Genomic DNA, 15,985 nt, shown 5'->3' with positions numbered 1-15,985 from the left:
ACGGGCCCTGCATGCCGGCCGTGAACACAAAGTCTTCATCTCCCTTGTCGCTCACTTGATGCAACGGCCGCCGCGACGCACTATTTGCCGAAAGGCTTGCCCATAACGATCCGTTGGGAGCATCGATGACCGCTTCAAGGGGAATACGGATTCTTCTCGCGGACGATGAGAAGCATGTGCGCCAGCTTCTGAAGGCCGTCCTCATGCCTTTCCACTGCGAGGTCGTCGCCGAGGCGGAGAACGGGGCGCAGGCGGTCGCCCTGTACAAGGAACTCCGCCCGGACGCCGTGCTGCTCGACATCAACATGCCGGTCAAGGACGGCAGGGCAGCCCTGCGCGAGATCATCGCGTTCGATCCGAACGCCGTGGTCGTCATGCTGACTTCGATGTCGGACATCGCCACGATCGAGGGCAGCCTGGACGAAGGGGCGACCCACTACATCAGGAAAGACACGCCCCCCGCGCAGATGCGGGAGCTGCTTTCCGACGTGTGGAAGGAGCACTTCCAGGATGCCTCGCCATGAGCGGGCAGCCGGCAAGGAACGAGGCGGACGACGACCGGCTGGAGCTGAACAGGCTGCTGCGCGAGATCGAGGCCGAAGCCAAGGAGAAGCCGCAGGGCACCGTCAAGCAGTCCGATATCCTGGAACTCATCAAGAACCGCAAGAAGCGTGGTCCTCATGCCGATGGCTAGGTCCGCGTTCGTCCAAAGTCTCGTCGAACAGGGCGTGGTGCACGAGTCGGAGGTCGACGAACTGCCGCAGCGCTACGGCACCAGGGACTTCGACATCGCCATTGGCCTCTACAGCGACCTTTCGCTGCCCGAGGACCGGGAACTGCTGGGGCACCTGTACGGCACCAGCATCGGCAAGGCCTATGTGCCGCTGTCGAAGACCCTGTTCCAGTCCGAGGCGCTGGAAAAGCTCGTTCGCGACATGGCGGTCAAGCTCCAGTGCATCCCCATCTACCTGCTCGGCAACGTGCTGACCTATGCCACCGCGCATCCCGAGGACGAGTCCGCGCAGGCGGTGCTTTCCCGGCTGGTCGGCTGCGCGGTGAGCCCGGTATTCGCCTTTCCCCAGGAAATCGCCAACTACATCGAGATCGAATACGGCAGCGCGAGCGACCTGCAGCAAATCGGCAACGAACTGTCGGACCAGGCCAGGACGCCGGACCAGATCACGCCCGAGCAACTGAAGCAGTTCGCATCCTCCGCCGGCGTGGTCCACCTGGTGCGGGGCCTGCTGCTCTACTGCATCAAGCACAATGCCAGTGACATCCACATCCAGCCCACGGCCAAGTCGCTGGCCGTGCGGTTTCGCGTCGATGGCCAGTTGCAGACCCTGCTGACGCTGAGCAACGCCCTGAAAGAACCCGTGATGATCCGCCTGAAGGTTCTTTCAGGCCTCAACGTCGTGGAGAAGCGCGAGCCGCAGGATGGCCGCGTCAGCCTGGAATTGAAGGACAAGAGCTACGACTTCAGGCTTTCCACCACGCCGACGGCGTTCGGCGAAAAGGCCGTGTTGCGCGCCATCGGATCGTCCGACCAGGTCGTGAAGTCGCTGGACGAGCTGGGGCTTTCCCAGCGCAACCGCCAGTTGCTCGGCGACCTGATCAAGGTGGCCCACGGCGTGCTGTACGTCACCGGCCCCACCGGATCGGGCAAGACGACGACGCTGTACTCGGCCCTGTCCAGCCTCAACACGCCCGATATCAATATCGTCACGGTCGAGGACCCGGTCGAGCTGCGCATCGACGGGCTTTCGCAGATCCAGGTGAACCCGACGATCGGCCTGGATTTCGCCAAGGCGTTGCGCGCCATCCTGCGCCAGGATCCGGAAGTCGTGCTGGTGGGCGAGATCCGCGACCTCGAAACCGCCCGCATCGCCTCCCAGGCCGCCCTGACGGGCCATCTGGTGATGACCACGCTGCACACGAACAATTCGTTCCAGGCGATCACGCGGCTGGTCGACATCGGACTGGACCCGTACCTAGTGGCGCCATCCGTCATCGGCATCGTGGCACAGCGTCTGGTGCGCAGGATCTGCATCCACTGCCAGGAGAAGTACGCACCCTCGCAGGACGTGCTCAACCGCCTGTTCAAGGACTGGACCGACCAGGAGGTGTTCTTCTACCGCGGGCGCGGATGCGAGGCGTGTCACCATTCAGGGTACGCGGGCCGGATCGCCATCCACGAGATATTCGTGATGACCGATGACATCCGCGACATGATCACCAAGCACGCCTCCGTCACCGAGATCGAGCGGGAAGCCACGCGTCACGGATTCACCACGATGCGGTACGACGGCGTGATGAAGGTCCTGAAGGGACTGACCACGCTGGAGGAGGTGGATCGCGTGACCGGCGCCGTCAAGCAGCAGCGGTAAGCGGGGCGTTCGTCGCTCCCAGGGGCAGCCGGGCCCAGAAGTAGGCGCCTTGCCCGGGCGTGCTGTCGCAGCCGACCTGTCCGCCGTGCAGTTCGACGATGGCTTTCACGATCGACAGGCCCAGGCCCGTCGAGGATTCACCGGCGGTCGGCCGGGCGCTGAGCTTCTTGAACTTGCCGAACAGCTGCGGTTTGTCTTCTTCGGTGATGCCTGGTCCCTGGTCGCGCACGCCGAACTCGATCCACTTGCCGTCGGCGGCCAAGGTGAGCGACACCGTTACCGTCTTTCCCTGCGGGGAATACTTGACGGCGTTGCTGATGTAGTTGTCGAGGGCTTCGCGCAGGCGGGTCTTGTCGCCCTGGTAATGGATATCCGGCGTGATGACCGCGCTCAGGGTGATGCCCTTGCGTTCGGCGGATGGCGTGGCGAATTGCACCAGGTCTGTCGCCAACGCGCTCAGGTCCACGTCGTCCTTGGTGATCGACAGGCCCTCCTGTTCCAGCCCCTCGTTGGCCAGGATGCCCTTGACCACCTCGAACATGTGGCTGGAAGCCTCGTGGATGCTCTTGAGGAACTCGATGTCCTGCTGGGAGGCGCCCCCTTCGGCCGTTTTCATGTCGAGCAAGATCTGCGCGAGCCCCGCGATGGAAGACAGCGGATTCTTCAGGTCATGGCTGGCGATGGCCAGCAATTCGCCCTTGGCCTTGTAGGCCGCCTCGGCCGCTTCCTTCTTGGCCCTGAGTTCCTCCTGGGCCTTGCGTTCGGAAATATCCACGACCGAAACGAGAACCATGAGATCGTCGTTGGTCTGGACGGGATTGAGGCCTACCTCGATCGGCATCGTGGTCCCATCCTTGCGCAAGCCGATCAGGTCGCGTCCCGATCCCATGTAGCGCGTCTGCGGATGGTCGAAGAAGCCATCGCGAAGAGAATCGTGGTGCTTGCGGAACTGCTCGGGGATCAGGATTTCCACCTGGGCGCCGCATAATTCCTTTTCGCTGTAACCGAACAGGGTGCCGGCCTGCTGGTTCGCCAGCATGATGCGGCCCTTGCGATCGACCAGCAGCATGGCATTGGGAGCCGAATGCACCACTTGGCGAAACCGGTCCTCGCTGCGCTTGCGCTCGGTGATGTCCACCACGGTGGCCAGCACCCAGATACCGTCGACCAACACCAGCGGGTTCAGGCCGATCTCGACCGGGAATTCGGTGCCGTCCTTGCGCAGGCCATAGAGTTCACGTCCCACGCCCATGGAGCGCAAGGTGGGCGCCTTGGAATAGTCGGAGCGCAACGACGGATGCTTGTCGCGGAACCGCTCGGGAATCAGGGTCTCCACCTGCTGGCCGATCAGCTCCGCCGCGTTGTAGCCGAAGAGCACCTCGCATTGCCGGTTGACGTAGGCGATGCGTCCGTCATTGTTGGCCAGGAGCACGGCGCTGGGCGACGATTCGACGATCAGGTGAAAAGTAATATCGGTCAGCTTGGTCGGGTTGGTGTCCATGACCCATTCCGCATTGGTTCGAAGAAGTGATGTCCGAGAGCCGCGAGGCGGGGGTGCTCATCCATCGGCGGTGCCGTCATGCCCGCGCTTGACAGCATGAAGCTCGTAGCCGGCGGCGCCGAGCAGGCGCAGCACGACCTTCAGGCTCATGTCGTCCTTGGCGACAGTCTCCATGCGCGAGACCGTCGAGCGCGTCACGCCCGCCAGCTCGGCCAGCTGCTGCTGGGAAAGGCTGGCCGCCTTGCGCAACTGTCGCAATCGGTGAGCAACGTCCTCGAGTGTCAGCACGGATGATCCACCTGGGTCGAATGGCACGGCGAAAGCTATCGGCGGCATGACGGTTCCCGGCCGTCACTTTCCCATGACCCGGGCCACCCCTATATGCCGCGAATCATGGGGGCCGGGGATGTGAATGAGGCGTGATAGCAGCGCAGTCAATGCACCACTGGGCGGGTTCCCCGGCGGATCACGTCGAAGCTGTGCCGCGCGATCTGTTCGTCTTCCTGCGCCGGCAGCACGGCCACCCGGCAGGACGACTCGGCGGTTTCCAGTTCGCCGGCGCCTTCGGCGTTGCGTGCTGGGTCGAGTACGACGCCCAGCCAGCGCAGTCCGGCGCAGACATCCGCGCGGGTGGCGGCATCGTGTTCGCCGATGCCGCCAGTGAAGACGAGCATGTCGATGCCCTGCAGGGCCGCCGCCATCGCGGCGACCTGGCGGCGCACGGCATACCCGAACATGCGCACGGCCAGGCTGGCCTGCGCATGCGTTGCCATGGCCTCGCGCAGCACGCGCATGTCGCCGCTGAGCGCGGAGACGCCGAGCAGCCCCGACCGGTGATCGGTCAGCTGTTCCAGGCGGGCGGCGTCGAAGCCGTGTTCGCGCAGCAGGTAGATCAGCACGCCGGGATCGATGTCGCCGCATCGCGTCGCCATCATCAGGCCGCCGCTTGGGGTGAAGCCCATGCTGTTGTCGATGGAGCGGCCTTCGAGCACGGCCGTCACGCTCGCGCCGTTGCCCAGGTGGGCGATGACCAGCCGCGGCGGCAACGAGGCCCCGAGCTGGTGCAGGATCGACTCGCAGGAAAGGCCGTGGAAGCCATAGCGCTTCACGCCTGCCTCGCGCCATGAATGATCGATCGGCAGGGTTTGCGCGACATCCGGCATGGTGGCGTGGAAGGCGGTATCCAGGCAGGCAACCTGGGGCAGGCCGGCGAAGTGCTCGCGGGCGAAGCGTACGCCCGCCAGGGCCGCCGGTGTGTGCAGCGGCGCCAGCGGCGTGGCCGCCTCGAGTTGGGCCAGCACCGCATCATCGATCAGTACGTGGTGGCGCACGCTTTCGCCACCGTGGACGATGCGGTGTCCCACCGCTTCCGGCGGCGGCAGCCGCTTGCCGTCGAACCAGCACCCCAACTGCAGGAATGCCGCGCGATGGTCCGGCAGGGGCAGGGACTCCTCGACGGGCTTGCCCTGTGGCGCCGGTTGCACGACGAGGCGGCTCTTGCCCGTGCCCAGCGCCTCCGCCATGCCGGAAGCCAGCCCGGTCGTGGCGCCCGAGGGCGCCACCTCGAATATGCCGAACTTGAGCGAGGAGGAACCGATATTGAAGGTGAGAACGCGCATGTCGCATCGTCCATCGGCGGGGTAGGGCCGAGCGTAGCAGGATCGATGCGCGGCCTTTGCCGGGCCGTACCCGCAGCGTGGCGCGCGCGTGGTCCATTGATATCCGTCAACGGCACGCCGCCTGGGCGGCGCCAGGATGACGGCTTGCTTCACGGCACCGTCACCGGCCATGGCCTACGCGGTGGCACGCGATAGCCCAGCATGGGCGCCTCGATCCTCCATAAGGGAAGTCCTTGCAATGACCACGCATGCACTCGATGCGGAACTTCTGCGCAGGATGGACGCCTATTGGCGTGCCGCCAACTACCTCTCGGTCGGGCAGATCTACCTGTTCGACAACCCCTTGCTGCGGCGGCCGCTGAGCCTGGCGGACATCAAGCCCATGCTGTTGGGACACTGGGGCACCACGCCGGGCCAGAACTTCATCTATACGCACCTCAACCGCGTCATCCGGCAGTACGACCTGGACATGATCTACCTGTCCGGTCCCGGCCATGGCGGACCGGCGGTGGTCGGCAACGCCTATCTCGAGGGCACCTATAGCGAGGTCTATCCCGAGGTGGGCCAGGACGAGGAAGGCCTGCGCCGGTTGTTCCGGCAGTTCTCCTTTCCCGGCGGCATCCCCAGCCATGCCTCGCCGGAGTGCCCGGGTTCCATCCATGAGGGCGGGGAGCTGGGCTACTCGCTCAGCCATGCCTTCGGCGCGGTGCTGGACAATCCCGGGCTGATCGCCGCCTGCGTGATCGGCGATGGCGAGGCGGAGACCGGGCCGCTCGCCACCGCATGGCATTCCAACAAGTTCCTCCATCCCGCCAGCGACGGCGCCGTGCTGCCGATCCTGCACCTCAACGGCTACAAGATCGCCAACCCGACCGTGCTGGCGCGCATCGACAGGCAGGAACTGGAATCCTTGCTGCGCGGTTATGGATGGACGCCCATCTTCGTCGAAGGTGACGATCCCATGCCCATGCATGCGGCCATGGCCGCCGCGCTGGACAACGCGATCGAACGGATTCTCGACATCCAGGCGCGGGCGCGAGAGCAGGGCGAGCAGGCACGGCCGCGCTGGCCGATGATCGTGCTGCGCAGTCCCAAGGGCTGGACCGGGCCGAAGACGGTGGATGGTATCCCGAACGAGGGCACCTTCCATTCGCACCAGGTGCCGATGGCCGTCTCCGCCGACGCACCGCCCGAGCATCTGCGACAGTTGGAGGCATGGCTGCGTGGCTACCGGCCCGAGGAACTGTTCGATGCCCAGGGTCGCCTGCATCCCGAACTGGCCGAGCTGGCACCCAGGGGCGAACGGCGCATGAGCGCCAATCCGCATGCCAACGGCGGCCTGTTGCTGCGCGACCTGCGGCTACCCGATTTCCGGGCCTACGCCTGCAAGGTGCCGATACCCGGGACGCCAGGCACCGGGGATACGCGCGTGCTCGGCCCCTTCCTGCGCGATGCCCTGGCGCTCAACGATGCGCCACGGCATTTCCGCCTGTTCGGGCCGGACGAGACCATCTCCAACGGCCTTGAAGCGGTGTTCGACGTCACCGCGCGCCAATGGGAGGCCGCCACGCTGCCTACCGACGAAGCACTGGCGCCCCAGGGCGGCGTGCTGGAGATGCTCAGCGAGCACCAGTGCCAGGGTTGGCTGGAGGGTTACCTGCTGACCGGCCGGCACGGTGTATTCAACTGCTACGAGGCCTTCATCCATATCGTCGATTCGATGTTCAACCAGCATGCGAAATGGCTGAAGGTCTCCGCCCATCTTCCGTGGCGGCGGCGGATCGCCTCGCTCAACTACCTGCTGTCCTCGCACGTATGGCGCCAGGACCATAACGGCTTCTCGCACCAGGACCCCGGTTTCATCGACCACGTGATGAACAAGAAGGCCGAGGTGGTGCGGGTCTACCTGCCACCCGACGCCAATTGCCTGCTGTCGGTGATGGACCATTGCCTGCGCAGCCGGCACTACGTCAACGTGGTGGTCGCGGGCAAGCATCCCGCACCGCAATGGCTGGACATGGACGCGGCGATCAAGCATTGCACCAAGGGCATCGGCATCTGGCCTTGGGCCAGCAACGACGAGGACGCCGAAGAGCCCGACGTCATCATGGCCTGCGCGGGCGACGTGCCCACGCTGGAAACCCTCGCGGCGACCAAGCTGCTGCGCCAGCACCTGCCGGACCTGAAGGTTCGCGTGGTCAACGTGGTGGACCTGGCGCGCCTGCAGCCACCCAGCGAGCATGCCCACGGCCTGCCGGACGAGGAGTTCGATGCCTTGTTCACCCGGGGCAAACCGGTGATCTTCGCCTTCCACGGTTACCCCACGCTCATCCACAAGCTCACCTACCGCCGCGTCAACCACGACAGCTTCCACGTGCACGGCTACAAGGAAGAGGGCACCATCACCACGCCCTTCGACATGACCGTGCTCAACGAGCTGGATCGCTTCCATCTCGCCATGAGCGCCATCGCCCGCCTGCCGCACCTGGGCTCCCGTGGCGCCTACCTGCGGGAACACCTGGCCGACAAGCTGGTGGAGCACCGCCAGTACATCAACGCCAACGGCAAGGACATGCCGGAGATCCGCGAGTGGCAATGGCATTCACCGCAGGCATGAGTGGTGATGCCTTGTCTATCGAGGCGATGCGTGTTGCTTCTGCCAGACGGATGTCCAAACCGGCGCGCCCGGTCGATCTTGCGAGGCATTTGCAGCTAGGATATTGCCAGGGATGGGGCATGGCGCGCATCAGGTGAGCAAAGCAGCGACGCAGGTTGCGAGCGGATCGATCGGCTGGCCAACATGGCTATGGCGCGACCTCATCGCGCTGGCCCTGTGCCTCTGCGCCGCCGGGCAATTGCAAAGCCTGTTCGCCGGTATAACGAATACGGCCTACCGCCCACGCGAATCCCTGGGCGTGGTCTATAGCGTGTCGATTCCGGCACCCTTCTGGATCGGCGTCGCGCGGGTGACACCCGACGGCCCGGCTGCGGCCGCCGGAATCCGGCCGGGGGACTCGTTGCACTTCGATGCTTTCCCCGGGCAATCCATCATCTGGCAACCTGGCGATCATGTAGAAGTCACCGTTGCCCGGGGCGATACGCGCTTCCGGACGACGATCGTCGCCGCCTCGCCGCCGGAGCGTGACGATACCGAACGCATGGTGCCCCTTCTGTTCGGCATACAAGGCCTCATCACGGTCGGACTTGCCGTCCTGCTGCTGATCCGGGGCCGATATATCCCGGTGGCGGTGTTGTTGGCTGCGCTATTGATCGCAGCCAATGGACAGGCGCCAACCGCATGGCTGCCGAAGAGCCTCGCGGCGCCCGCCCTGATGCTGGACTTGTCGCTGAACGTGGCGATCGTCTATCTCTGGCCGGTCTTCTGCCTGCAGATCTCCGGCGGAGCATCCAGCCGTTCGCAAACCAGATGGATACGGGGTGTGGCAATCGCCTTCGTCGTCGTCCATTTCTATAACCGCCTCGGGGATTTCCTGCCCGCCAATCTCCCCGGGACAGGGCCGGCGCTCTACGCGCTGATCATTTCGCTCAACCAGTTGTTCGGCTACGCGATCCTTGGCGCCAACTACCGCAGAAGCAGCGCACCAGCGCGCAACCGGATCAAGATCGTCATCCTGGCCTTCGCCTGCTATCTGTTCTCGGCCCTGTTTCAGCTCTTTGCCAACCGGATTCCCTGGGTTTCGATGCCCTGGTCGCTGATCGTCGCGGGCAGCCTGCAGATATTCGCGATCGCTCTTCTGTCCTACTCGGTGCTGCACCGCCGGCACTTCGACGTCGGCTTCGTGATCAATCGCACCCTGGTCTATGGCGCCGTGAGTTTTACGCTGCTCGCAAGCTTCGGCCTGGGTGAGTGGGCGGTCGACCATTTCATGCCGCAGACGTGGCACGGCGCGAGCGAGGTCTACAGTGCCGCGATCGCGGTGGCCCTGTTCCTGTCCTTCCACCGGTTGCGGGACTGGGTCGAGCATCGTGTCGAACGGTTGTTCTTTCATCGCTGGCAGCAGAATGAAGCGGAGCTGCGACGCTTCGTGGCGGCGGCAAGCCATTTCGAGCAGACCGAGGCGCTATGCGATGCCTTCGCTCAAGAGATGACCCGTTTCTCACAAGGAGCGGCCACGGCGCTCTACCTGCGCCGTCTTGACGGTTCCTACCGCCTGGAGGCGGGCACGCTGGACAGAGCGCTCCCCCAGCTGGCCACCGATGACCGGGCTCTCGCGCTGATGAAGGCGGAGCGCCATCCCATCGACTTGACCGAAGAGGCCAGCGCCTTGCCCGGTGCGCTTGCCCTGCCGATGCTCGACCAGGGGCTTCTCGTGGGCTTCATCCTGCTGGATCGCAAGCCTGACGGTATCGATTACCGCCCTGACGAACTGGATATCCTGGGATGGGCCACGCATCAGGTCGGCCTGGTCTTGCAGGTGCTGCGCGCCCACTATTTGGAGGCACAGGTCATCCACCTGCGCGAAGGTCTCAGTTGGCTCAGCGAGGAAGGTGCCGACAACCCCGGGGGGCACAATATCGTGCAAGCACTCAGGATGGCGGTCGACAAACTGACGAAGTAGCGCCACGCACCAATGAATCTTCCGGCGCGGGAGCGCACCTGACCGCCGAATAAGGATTCGTGCTCAAGGCGCATGGAGAACCGCAAGAGGTCCGCGGAATGGGAAAGGCAAGCCGTGCCAGAGGTGCGTGCCGCTTGTGGTACTCGACGGGTGAAACGCCAACGTGCGTCATGGACGAAGCTGTGGCGAAGCGCCCGGAAACCCTCGGGGGAGACGTACCAGGGGCGCATGGCGCGGCGTTTTTTGCCCTTGCCAGCGGCCATCCATGACTTCGCATAATGTATATTATGTAAAATATGAGAAGTTACCTTAGATATCTCATATAACAGTTTGAATTTTCAGCTTTTTGTCGGCCTGTGATGGGTCCATAAATGGACCCGATGTGTGATACCGCGCCGTTACAGTCAAATCAAGCGCTCTAATCCAGAAGGCCAAGCGCTGCATGTGGATCGTCAGGATGCGCTGGCGCGATTTGAGCGCATCCTGTCCGGCAATCGATCGCCCACAACAGTGCGCCTGTACGTCGGCGTCGTACGTCGCTGGCTCGCTTACGGCGGCGCATCGGACCGGCTGCACGCCGATCTGCTGCATCGCTGGTTGGCCGACCGGCGAATCCAAAAGGCGGCGCCGGCTACCATCAATGTGGATTTGAAGGCGCTGCGCGCCTTCTACGAAACGATGATCCTTTTGGGCATCGCTCCGCAAGGAGAATCGAATAATCTTCCGTCCAATCGTCATGTGCCGGTGCGCGTGGTGCGATGCTTTTCCGATCACCAGGTGCTTGCCATGCTGGCCGCTCCGGACGTGTCGACCTTCACCGGCTACCGTGACAGCGTGCTGATGCGCACCTTGTGGGAGACAGGCTTGCGCGCCACCGAACTGGTCAGCCTGGGCATTGGCGACGTGCGCCCGGATGCCATCTATGTGGCGTCCGGAAAAGGTGGTCGAAGTCGCTGGGTTCCGATCAGCGAGGAATTGTACCAATTGCTTCAGGGTTATCTGGCGCTTCGCACGGGCACACGGCCTGGTAAGCGCAACGCGCTTTGGGTGACAGACGGCGGACTGGCCCTTCACAGCCGTCGAAGCATATGGTTCATCGTCAGCCATTGGGCGCGAGCCACCCTTGGCGGTGCAGTTGGATACGATCGCGTGCGCCGCGCAGCCCAACAGCGCCCATGGAGCGGTCAATACCCTCACCTGCTCCGGGCTAGTATGGCCACTACCCTGCTCCGCCACGGTTGCCCGTTGCCTGCCATCATGCAGATGCTTGGCCATGACAGTCTCGACAGCACGGCGCGCTACCTTAGTGCTGATATCAGTCACCTGCGTGCCGAGATTCGTAAGCATCCCCGTTTCCATGCGTCAGGCCGCTCGCTTGGCGCTTCGGCTAAGGAATGATGGGCAATCGGGTAATGCACTGAGACCGGCGAGCAGTTGGTGAAACTGTTCATGGCTCAACGCAAGGGAACTGCTTGCGCCTACCGCTCCAAGCCGCATGAGGTATTCCTCTTCGGTCAGACCCTTCCGGGATCTGGCCAGCACATGGATCAAGCGCACATGATCTTTAGTCATGCGCCAGCGCTTGCGGGCTGTGAGATCGATCCCGCAGCACCAGCGTTCATTGGTGGCGGCATGACATCGCGGGCAAGTTCGCTTTATCACGGCCGCCTCCTTATGCCGCCGGTCGGCCGCATCACCGAGCGCCATACCCCGAGCAGCCGATTGTCTGCGGGACAGTTGGCCACCAAGATGGCGCTATTCATAATGGATGGGGGTTCACGCATGGGCATCGCCACCGTTGGAAAGTTCACGATTACCAGCTCGTATTCCTCGCAGGACCACAAGATCTGGTTCGGCAAATACCGAATCACCTGCGATGGATCGCACATCGCAATCGAAACCCTTCAAGAACCATTTCCAGATGGAATCGCCGCAGCCGCTCACGCGCTGAAGATTGGAGTGGAAAGAGCGAAGGCACTTCTGCAGGGCGATTGACATCACGCCACCTCCCTGACTCTGTGCGTGATTAGGGCATTGACCAGAGCAATGCGCTGTCCGATCCATCGCATGCATGGGACGGCCATGCTGTTGCCCAGCGCCTTGTAGCGCGGGCCATCGGCCGCCGGCTTGCCTCGGTATTCGATCAGCGTGTAACCATCGGGGATGCCCTGCAGGCGCTCGCATTCGGTGGGGGTGAGGCGCCGCACGCCGCTGTAGTCGAAGGCGATAGCACCCAGAGAATTGCTACCGGAACGAGGATGCCCTCGCAGGATATCGACCAACAGGAGCGTCTCGCTCTCGAAGTCATGTCGGCCGGTGCCGCCATGAGCGTTCCACGCGGTGGCGACCTCGATTGAACCGCTGGTGTTGTTGCCGCCGAAGGCAACAGGGACGAGCATGCCCCTTTCCGCATCTTGCTGCGTGGCGCTCCCTGCGGCTTTTCCAGAAGCCATGAGCGGGCCGGCAATCAGCGTATCGCTTCCGTCTCCCCTAGGGCTGCTATGGCCGTGGTGGCCAGCGCTTGCTGTAAGGCTGGCGGCAATGTCTTGCCCCGCTTCTCGGCGCGGAGGCCGTGCGCGCAGCTATCGCCGCGGGCAAGGACGTCTATAGCGAGTGGCCGCTGACCACGCTCACCGCCACTTCGAAGGCGCTGGTCGAACTGGCCGGCCAGGCCGGCGTCCGGCACATCGTGGGCCTGCAACGCCGCCTGGCGCCGCACAACCGTTACCTGCGCGACCTGGTGACCCAGGGTTACGTGGGCAAGCTGCGTTCGGTCCGCATCCACGTGAGCATGAATTACTTCCAGGCGCTGCGTCCGAATGCGTTGCGCTGGACGATTCCCCCGGAGAATTTCTCCAGCGTGGTGGCCATCTATGCCGGCCACTTCCTCGACATGCTGTTCGCCGCCACCGGCTGGCCCAGCAGCCTCTCGGCGCTCTCGGTCAACCAGTTCCCCGAGGTCACCATCACCGAGACCGGCGAGGTTTTCCACACCAGCAGCCCGGACCAGTTGGTGTTGATCGGCACACTGGCCGATGGCGCTGTGCTCACCGTGCACATCGAGGGCGGCAAGCGCAATGGCTCGGGCGTCCAGATCGACATCACCGGCGACCAGGGCGACCTGCGCATCACCAACACCTCCGCCTTCGGCGGCGTGGGCGACGACTATCGCGTGGAAGGCGTCCACGGCGACAAGCTGCCGTTGAAGGCATTGCCGGTGCCGGCAAGCTACCGGCGCCTGCCGGCGTCGGAGCTGCCGTCGGCCGTGCTCGAACTGGCCGAACTGTATGCCGCCCATGCAGACGACATCGCCCACGGCACGCATACGGCTCCGACGTTCGAGGATGCGGTACGCATGCACGAGTTGCTGGATGCGGCGGCTGAATCCACGCGAAGCGGGCAACGCATCGCCCTGGCCTGATCGCACCGCGCGGCCGGCGCCATGCCGCGCTGGCCGCCTAGGCGGGTTGCTTCGGAAACAGGTGCTCGGCGAGGAAGTCCACGAACGCCCGCCGCTTGGGCGAAAGATAGCGGCTGGAAGGCCATACCGCCCGGAACACGCCCTGGTATTCCACATACTCGTCCAGGACGCGTTCCAGGGCGCCCTCGTCCACTTGCCGGCGTATGGCGAAATCCGGCACGCAGGCCAGGCCGTGTCCCAGTTCCGCCAGGGCGATCAAGGGTTCCAGGGTGCTCGCCGCGGCCGCCACCGGGGGCGACCACTCCGTACCGTCCTCGCCCTTGCGCAGAGGCCACCGCTCCAGTTTGCCCGTGGTCGGGAACCGGTGATACAGACAGGCGTGGCCGGCCAGGTCCACCGGTACGCGCGGACGCCCCCGCCTGGCGAAATACGCCGGCGAACCCACGATCTGGAACTTAAAGTTGCCCAGCGTCCGCGCCATCAGGCGCGAGTCGGATACCTCGCCCGTACGCACGACCACGTCGTAGCCATCGGCGATCACATCGACCATGTGATCGGAGAAATCCATGTCCAACTCGATGTCCGGGTAGGCCGCCATGAACCTGCTCAGGGTGGGAATCAGCAGCATCGCCACCAGCGGCAGGCTCACCCGCAGCTTTCCCCGGGGCGCTCCCTTGTTCTGGGCAAACTCCATGCCGACCGCCTCGATCTCCCCGATGATGCGCCGGCAGCTTTCCAGGAACAGCTGGCCTTCCTGGGTCAGCGTCATGCTGCGGGTGCTGCGATGGAAAAGCCGCACGCCGAGCCGTTCCTCCAGGCGCGCGATGGCCTTGCCGATGGCCGACGAGGAAATGCCCAGCTGGCGACCGGCCTCCTTGAAGCTCAGTGCTTCGGCCGCGCGGACGAAGATCGTCAACGCGCCAAGGCTGTCCAGGATGGGGTCGTGGTTGCTCATGGCGGGATTCCGGCAAAGGTGCCCGAGGGCGCGGCGCGACATTCGCCACGGCAGGCATGGTGCGGCCTGCGCACCGCGCGCGCAACGGGAAAGGCGGCACGAAGGCGCCATGGCCGGATAGCGGACATCCCGATCCGGAGTGTTGCGATCCCCGGCCCACTTTATCGGCCATCCATGCCGCCCCAGTTTGCGCGCGTACCGGACGGCGACTTCGTTCGAGCCCAGGCGCAGGTCCCCCTCACTTTTCTCAGGACGTGATTCGTATGTCAGCCCCCACCGCTTTTCCGCGCACTGCGCTGTACTGGCTCGCCGCCGGCGCATTCGCCGTCGGCACCGAAGGCTTCATGATCGCCGGCATGCTGCCGGGCATCGCCTCGGACCTCGGTACGACCATCGCCGCGGCCGGCCAACTGGTGACGGTGTTCGCCTTCGCCTATGCGGTCAGTTCACCGGTATTGACGGCCCTTACTGGCGGTATTCACCGGCGGACCCTGCTCATCCTCGCCATGTCGGTATTCACCCTGGCCAACCTGGTGGCGGCCAGCGCCACCGGCTATGCGGGCCTGATGGCCGCGCGCGTGCTGCTCGCCTTCGCGGCGGGCATCTATGTACCGGGCGCCAACGCATTGGCCGGCGTGATCGTCGCCCCCGAGCGGCGCGGCAAGGCGATCGCCATCATCAATGGCGGCCTGACGGTCGCCATCGCGCTGGGCGTTCCCCTGGGTACACTCGTCGCCACGCATTTCGGCTGGCGTACCACCTTCGTGGGCGTCGCCGGCCTGTCCGTCATCGCCACCACGGGTCTCGTATTCGGCCTCGACAAGCGCATCGGCGCCCATCTCCCCGTCGCCACGCTGGGCGAACGCCTTGCCGTGGCGCGGCAACCGGCCATCCTGCTGTCGCTGCTCGTCACCACGCTCTGGGCCACGGGCGCCTATACCGTCTACACCTACCTGGCCCTGTTCGTCGGTACCGTGACGCCACTGCATGGCGCGCAGGTGGGCTGGGTGCTCTTCACCTGGGGCGTTGCCGCCGGCATCGGCGTCGCGCTGGGTGGCCCGACCATCGACCGGGTGGGACCACGCCGTGTCATCATCCCGACCTTGTCGCTGGGCGCGCTCGCCTTTCTCGCGCTGTCGCTGACCGCGTATCTCGTTCCCCTGGCCTGGGCCATCCTGCCCGTCGTCGTCGCCGTGGTGGTCTGGGGCGTGGCGCACTGGTCGTTCTACCCTGCCCAGCAGGTCCGGCTGATCGGCCTGGCTGGCACGCGCGCCGCACCGATCGCCACGGCGCTCAACGCTTCCTTCATGTACCTCGGCTTTTCGCTGGGCGCGGCCGCCGGTTCGCTCACCTTGACGCTCGGCCACGGCGTGGTGGGCCATCTCGGATGGGTCGCCGCGCTGTTCGAGCTGGCGGCGCTGGCGCTGATGCTCGCCATCACCCGCCCGCAAGCACATGTCGCCGCCCAGGCGACACAGCCGCATCCCCCGCTCGAGGCGATCGGCCTAGACTGAGCCGCTCC

General features: G+C 64.7%; 14 protein-coding genes. 9 read left to right on the top strand and 5 right to left on the bottom strand.

Features of this window, described 5'->3' with window-relative positions:
• Nucleotides 1-125: 125 nt before the first annotated feature.
• The 3 genes from MJ605_RS09730 to MJ605_RS09720 are packed head-to-tail and all read left to right on the top strand — an operon-like array spanning nt 126 to nt 2,387.
• On the top strand, nt 126-524 hold the full coding sequence (locus MJ605_RS09730) for a response regulator transcription factor (RefSeq protein WP_279237492.1): 399 nt from the start codon (nt 126-128) through the stop codon (nt 522-524).
• Nucleotides 521-694: a hypothetical protein gene (locus MJ605_RS09725; RefSeq protein ID WP_243041261.1), complete on the top strand. Its 174-nt coding sequence runs from the start codon at nt 521-523 to the stop codon at nt 692-694. The genes MJ605_RS09730 and MJ605_RS09725 overlap by 4 nt, the downstream gene beginning before the upstream one ends.
• Complete coding sequence (locus MJ605_RS09720; RefSeq protein WP_243041260.1) at nt 687-2,387, top strand: GspE/PulE family protein; 1,701 nt, start codon at nt 687-689, stop codon at nt 2,385-2,387. The genes MJ605_RS09725 and MJ605_RS09720 overlap by 8 nt, the downstream gene beginning before the upstream one ends.
• Here the strand turns inward: MJ605_RS09720 and MJ605_RS09715 are convergent.
• From MJ605_RS09715 to MJ605_RS09705, 3 genes are all read right to left on the bottom strand, one after another.
• Nucleotides 2,371-3,888: a PAS domain-containing sensor histidine kinase gene (locus MJ605_RS09715; protein WP_243041258.1), complete on the bottom strand. Its 1,518-nt coding sequence runs from the start codon at nt 3,886-3,888 to the stop codon at nt 2,371-2,373. The two genes, MJ605_RS09720 and MJ605_RS09715, sit on opposite strands and share 17 nt — an antisense overlap.
• Nucleotides 3,889-3,945: 57 nt before the next feature.
• On the bottom strand, nt 3,946-4,176 hold the full coding sequence (locus tag MJ605_RS09710) for a helix-turn-helix transcriptional regulator (RefSeq protein ID WP_243041256.1): 231 nt from the start codon (nt 4,174-4,176) through the stop codon (nt 3,946-3,948).
• Nucleotides 4,177-4,322: 146 nt separating this feature from the next.
• Entirely contained in the window at nt 4,323-5,507 is a 1,185-nt protein-coding gene (locus tag MJ605_RS09705; protein ID WP_243041254.1) for an acetate/propionate family kinase, read from the bottom strand.
• Nucleotides 5,508-5,745: 238 nt separating this feature from the next.
• Between MJ605_RS09705 and MJ605_RS09700 the strand changes: the two genes are divergently transcribed.
• The 4 genes from MJ605_RS09700 to MJ605_RS09685 all read left to right on the top strand — a co-directional run bounded on the left by MJ605_RS09700 (nt 5,746) and on the right by MJ605_RS09685 (nt 12,082).
• Nucleotides 5,746-8,124, top strand: coding sequence for a phosphoketolase family protein (locus tag MJ605_RS09700; protein WP_243041252.1), 2,379 nt, complete (start codon nt 5,746-5,748; stop codon nt 8,122-8,124).
• Between the two features lie 112 nt (nt 8,125-8,236).
• Nucleotides 8,237-10,087, top strand: a complete 1,851-nt coding sequence (locus tag MJ605_RS09695; protein ID WP_243041251.1) for a hypothetical protein — start codon at nt 8,237-8,239, stop codon at nt 10,085-10,087.
• A gap of 384 nt (nt 10,088-10,471) precedes the next feature.
• On the top strand, nt 10,472-11,485 hold the full coding sequence (locus MJ605_RS09690; protein WP_243041249.1) for a tyrosine-type recombinase/integrase: 1,014 nt from the start codon (nt 10,472-10,474) through the stop codon (nt 11,483-11,485).
• 39 nt (nt 11,486-11,524) lie between these two features.
• On the top strand, nt 11,525-12,082 hold the full coding sequence (locus tag MJ605_RS09685) for a hypothetical protein (protein ID WP_243041248.1): 558 nt from the start codon (nt 11,525-11,527) through the stop codon (nt 12,080-12,082).
• Nucleotides 12,083-12,084: 2 nt separating this feature from the next.
• Here MJ605_RS09685 and MJ605_RS19435 read toward each other — a convergent pair whose 3' ends face one another.
• On the bottom strand, nt 12,085-12,486 hold the full coding sequence (locus MJ605_RS19435; RefSeq protein WP_425600996.1) for a DNA cytosine methyltransferase: 402 nt from the start codon (nt 12,484-12,486) through the stop codon (nt 12,085-12,087).
• Between the two features lie 173 nt (nt 12,487-12,659).
• Here MJ605_RS19435 and MJ605_RS09675 point away from each other — a divergent pair, with 173 nt between their 5' ends.
• Nucleotides 12,660-13,508 carry a Gfo/Idh/MocA family protein gene (locus MJ605_RS09675; protein ID WP_243041246.1) on the top strand — a complete coding sequence of 283 codons (849 nt, stop codon included), beginning with the start codon at nt 12,660-12,662 and terminating at the stop codon, nt 13,506-13,508.
• 37 nt (nt 13,509-13,545) lie between these two features.
• Here MJ605_RS09675 and MJ605_RS09670 read toward each other — a convergent pair whose 3' ends face one another.
• Nucleotides 13,546-14,463, bottom strand: coding sequence for a LysR family transcriptional regulator (locus MJ605_RS09670; RefSeq protein ID WP_243041245.1), 918 nt, complete (start codon nt 14,461-14,463; stop codon nt 13,546-13,548).
• Nucleotides 14,464-14,726: 263 nt separating this feature from the next.
• On the opposite strand from MJ605_RS09670, the gene MJ605_RS09665 reads away from it, so the two are divergent.
• Entirely contained in the window at nt 14,727-15,977 is a 1,251-nt protein-coding gene (locus MJ605_RS09665) for an MFS transporter (RefSeq protein WP_243041243.1), read from the top strand.
• Nucleotides 15,978-15,985: the final 8 nt, after the last annotated feature.

The organism is Dyella sedimenti (genome assembly GCF_022760995.1).
Taxonomy (GTDB): domain Bacteria; phylum Pseudomonadota; class Gammaproteobacteria; order Xanthomonadales; family Rhodanobacteraceae; genus Dyella; species Dyella sedimenti.
Note: the sequence above shows the minus strand (reverse complement) of the source record. Positions and strands in the feature narration are given on the sequence as shown.

Coding starts and splice junctions, on each gene's coding strand:
- MJ605_RS09730 (WP_279237492.1), top strand. CDS start 126: ATGACCGCTTCAAGGGGAATACGGATTCTTCTCGCGGACGATGAGAAG.
- MJ605_RS09665 (WP_243041243.1), top strand. CDS start 14,727: ATGTCAGCCCCCACCGCTTTTCCGCGCACTGCGCTGTACTGGCTCGCC.
- MJ605_RS19435 (WP_425600996.1), bottom strand. CDS start 12,486: ATGCTCGTCCCTGTTGCCTTCGGCGGCAACAACACCAGCGGTTCAATC.
- MJ605_RS09695 (WP_243041251.1), top strand. CDS start 8,237: ATGGGGCATGGCGCGCATCAGGTGAGCAAAGCAGCGACGCAGGTTGCG.
- MJ605_RS09725 (WP_243041261.1), top strand. CDS start 521: ATGAGCGGGCAGCCGGCAAGGAACGAGGCGGACGACGACCGGCTGGAG.
- MJ605_RS09705 (WP_243041254.1), bottom strand. CDS start 5,507: ATGCGCGTTCTCACCTTCAATATCGGTTCCTCCTCGCTCAAGTTCGGC.
- MJ605_RS09700 (WP_243041252.1), top strand. CDS start 5,746: ATGACCACGCATGCACTCGATGCGGAACTTCTGCGCAGGATGGACGCC.
- MJ605_RS09720 (WP_243041260.1), top strand. CDS start 687: ATGGCTAGGTCCGCGTTCGTCCAAAGTCTCGTCGAACAGGGCGTGGTG.
- MJ605_RS09715 (WP_243041258.1), bottom strand. CDS start 3,888: ATGGACACCAACCCGACCAAGCTGACCGATATTACTTTTCACCTGATC.
- MJ605_RS09670 (WP_243041245.1), bottom strand. CDS start 14,463: ATGAGCAACCACGACCCCATCCTGGACAGCCTTGGCGCGTTGACGATC.